This window comes from Loigolactobacillus rennini DSM 20253, assembly GCF_001436505.1.
GTDB lineage: Bacteria > Bacillota > Bacilli > Lactobacillales > Lactobacillaceae > Loigolactobacillus > Loigolactobacillus rennini.
In genome coordinates this window covers 1-3,180 of sequence record NZ_AYYI01000093.1, presented here as the reverse complement: position 1 = coordinate 3,180, position 3,180 = coordinate 1, and the positions used below count along the sequence as shown (strand labels likewise).

General features: G+C 40.2%; 6 protein-coding genes. 1 reads left to right on the top strand and 5 read right to left on the bottom strand.

Going from position 1 to position 3,180, the window contains the following annotated elements; genetic code table 11:
- Positions 1–212: 212 nt before the first annotated feature.
- From rplS to rpsP, 5 genes are all read right to left on the bottom strand, one after another.
- Entirely contained in the window at positions 213–560 is a 348-nt protein-coding gene (gene rplS, locus FC24_RS10215) for a 50S ribosomal protein L19 (RefSeq protein WP_057874766.1), read from the bottom strand.
- A gap of 140 nt (positions 561–700) precedes the next feature.
- Complete coding sequence (gene trmD / locus FC24_RS10210; RefSeq protein WP_057874765.1) at positions 701–1,444, bottom strand: tRNA (guanosine(37)-N1)-methyltransferase TrmD; 744 nt, start codon at positions 1,442–1,444, stop codon at positions 701–703.
- Positions 1,434–1,964 (bottom strand): ribosome maturation factor RimM, encoded by a 531-nt coding sequence (gene rimM / locus FC24_RS10205; protein WP_057874764.1) that lies wholly within the window; start codon positions 1,962–1,964, stop codon positions 1,434–1,436. The genes trmD and rimM overlap by 11 nt, the downstream gene beginning before the upstream one ends.
- A 73-nt stretch (positions 1,965–2,037) precedes the next feature.
- The gene (locus tag FC24_RS10200) at positions 2,038–2,277 is read right to left on the bottom strand and encodes a KH domain-containing protein (RefSeq protein ID WP_057874763.1); all 240 of its coding nucleotides are present in this window, start codon (positions 2,275–2,277) and stop codon (positions 2,038–2,040) included.
- Between the two features lie 10 nt (positions 2,278–2,287).
- Entirely contained in the window at positions 2,288–2,563 is a 276-nt protein-coding gene (gene rpsP, locus FC24_RS10195) for a 30S ribosomal protein S16 (protein ID WP_057874762.1), read from the bottom strand.
- Positions 2,564–2,822: 259 nt separating this feature from the next.
- On the opposite strand from rpsP, the gene FC24_RS10190 reads away from it, so the two are divergent.
- A complete protein-coding gene (locus FC24_RS10190) occupies positions 2,823–3,080 on the top strand; it encodes a SemiSWEET family transporter (protein WP_057874761.1) in 258 nt (85 codons plus the stop codon).
- Positions 3,081–3,180 lie beyond the last annotated feature (100 nt).

Sequence of the window (3,180 nt, the reverse complement as noted above, 5' to 3'; positions counted from 1 at the left end):
TAGCAGTCACACCCCTTCCTGAACCACGGTTTTCATAGAACTTTTGACGTTACCTTCTTTTGTTAACATTAGCGTAACCAAAAGCAACCGAATAAAACTTGATCCCGGTTAAGTTTTTAAATAATATAATGGAAAATGTATCAAAAAAGATCCCTTGCTTGTAACAAGGGATCTTCTAATAAAAATAGATCGATCAGCAAAAATCAATTTGCTTACCGTTTTGTTTCTTTGATCCGAGCAGCTTTACCATGTAAGTTACGTAAGTAGTATAATTTTGCCCGACGAACTTTACCATGACGGATAACGTCAATTTTAGCAACACGTGGTGAATGTAGTGGGAATGTCCGTTCAACACCAACACCATTAGTAATTTTACGAACAGTGTAAGTTGCGCTGATACCAGCACCACGGCGTTTGATAACGACACCTTCGAAAATCTGGATCCGTTCCCGTTCGCCTTCGACGATCCGGGCATGAACACGTACGGTATCACCAGCACGGAAAGCTGGAATGTCAGTCCGTAATTGTTCCTTAGTGATTTCTGCAATTAATGGGTTCATCAAAAATTCTCCTTTTCTACAGATATTCTTACCGGTAAACAGCAGCGGAATATCGTAATCTGTGATTAACCATCACAAACGTAAATTTTAGCATAGAACTTTATCACTGTAAAGCTAATTTTATTGACAGCTCAATTACCTTAGTCTTTTGTTTCTTCGGCTTGTATTTCAGCTAGTAATTTTTGCTGTTCTAAAGTTAAAGTAACTTTTTGCAACAAATCCGGCCGTCGTAAATAAGTTCGCCGCAAGCTTTCTTTAGCGTGCCACTGTGCGATTAACTGATGATTGCCACTTAACAATACATCGGGGACCTGCATACCGGCATAATTAGCTGGCCGTGTATACTGTGGATGCTCTAATAAACCAGTGGCAAACGAATCATGGCTAGCGGATTGGTCATTGCCTAAAACGCCAGGCAACAAACGGACGGTGGTATCAATCATCACCATCGCTGCCAGTTCGCCACCGGTTAAAACATAGTCCCCTAATGAAATTTCATCTGTAGCTAAACGATGAATGCGTTCGTCGTAACCTTCGTAGTGACCACAAATAAATACTAAATGTTGTGAACTGGCCAAATCTTTTGCAACGGTTTGATCAAATTTTTTGCCGGCCGGATCCATCAAAATCACCCGTTTATCTCCCGGATGTTGCTGGTTTAAAGCATGCATTGCAGCATAGACAGGCTGTGGTTTCAGCAGCATGCCTTCCCCACCGCCATAAGGATAATCATCAACAGTATGGTGTTTAATATCATCGGAGTAAGCACGAAAATCAGTTACATCAATGTCTAATAGCTTACGCTGTTGTGCTTTGCCGATGATTGATTGATCGAACACACCAGTAAACATCCCAGGAAATAGGCTTAAAATATCAATCCGCATCGTCAATCAACCCTTCCGGTAAATCGATTAAAACTTGCCGCTGGCTTAAATCGATTTTTAAAATAACTTGCTTAATTGCAGGCAATAACCAATCTTTTTTGCCTGGGCGGGCGACTACCCAAACATCATTCGCTCCAGGTTGCAAAATTTCTTTAACTGTTCCTAATATTGTTGCTGACGCGTGATCAACAACCTTCAAACCAATAATTTGATGATAATAGTAACCTTCACCAACTTGCAAAGTACGGCGATCATCTGCAGCGACCCAAAGCGATTTTCCCTTTAGCTTCTCTGCAGCTGTCAGATCTGGAATCTCTGCAAAAGCCACTAAATCAAAATTTTTATGCCGCCGATAACTGGTTACCGTCAACGGCTGGTATGTACCAGCTGTAATTACGTAAAGCCGCGCTTGCGGTTTAAACCGCTCTTGCGGCGCATCAGTAACAGCTAGCACCCGAACTTCCCCACGAATCCCGTGAGTATTGACAATGTTGCCAACGCGATAATAATTTTCGCTCATGGGTAATCCTTTCTTTTCTTAAAAGAAAAACGCCTGATAAAACATTGCTGTTTTACGTTGGCGTTTAACTGCTTTATTCAATAATGTTGAGCCGCACACGTTTATTACCCGGTACTTTCACACTGTAAACGATCGTTCGAATCGCTTGTGCCACACGCCCGTGCTTACCGATAATGCGGCCAATATCTTCATGATTAACCTGTAAGTCATATTCGTGAAAACGCTCAGTTTCCCGCTCAACAAGCTTAATGTCATCCGGATAAGTGACTAACGGCTGAACGATCGTCAAAATGAGTTCTTTCACATCTGTCATGTTTTAATCCTTATTTCTTAGCAAACTTTGCTTCATGCAATTTTTGCATAATACCATGATTAGATAAGATATTACGTACAGTATCGGAAGGCTGTGCACCCTTTTGAAGCCAATCCAAGACGGTTTCTTCTTCTAACTTAACTTCCGTTGGGTTAACTAATGGGTTATACGTGCCGACGGTTTCAATAAAACGACCATCACGCGGTGAACGTGAATCAGCAACAACAATACGGTAAAATGGGCGTTTCTTTGAACCCATCCGTTTTAAACGAATTTTAACTGCCATTTCTGCACCTCCTTAATTCTATTCAACGCTAATAAATATACCAGTTATTGAAGAGGATGTAAAGGGGTTTTTCTTTACACGGTAAAATCTGTTTAATTTTTAAGGAAATAACAGCCCGTTCACTTTTAAAACAGCTGATAATAACCTAATAATTAAGCGACTAGTTGGTTTTTTACTAAAATTCAGTTAGAATAAGCACCATTGGTCCTTTAAGCTTAAATGCATCTCAATAATCAGATTGAAAAGGAGTATCACAAGCTTGTTTAAAAAGGCCATTAAACATTTAGGATGGATCGCAACTTTAACGTCTGTCAGCATGTATGTGGCTTACATTCCACAAATTCTAAATAATCTAAACAACCAAAAAGGTAATCCAATACAACCTTTGGTGGCCGCCATTAATTGCAGCCTTTGGGTAATTTATGGTTTATTTAAACCGCATCGAGACTGGCCGTTAGTGGTCGCAAACGCCCCCGGAATTATTTTCGGATTGATTGCTTTTTTGACGGCAATGTAACAAACAAAAAGAAGTGACGCCACAATGTGAACGCCACTTCTTTTTTTAGGCTCTACAATATCTGTTGTTGGTAATAGATTTATCTATTATTGATGGCAGA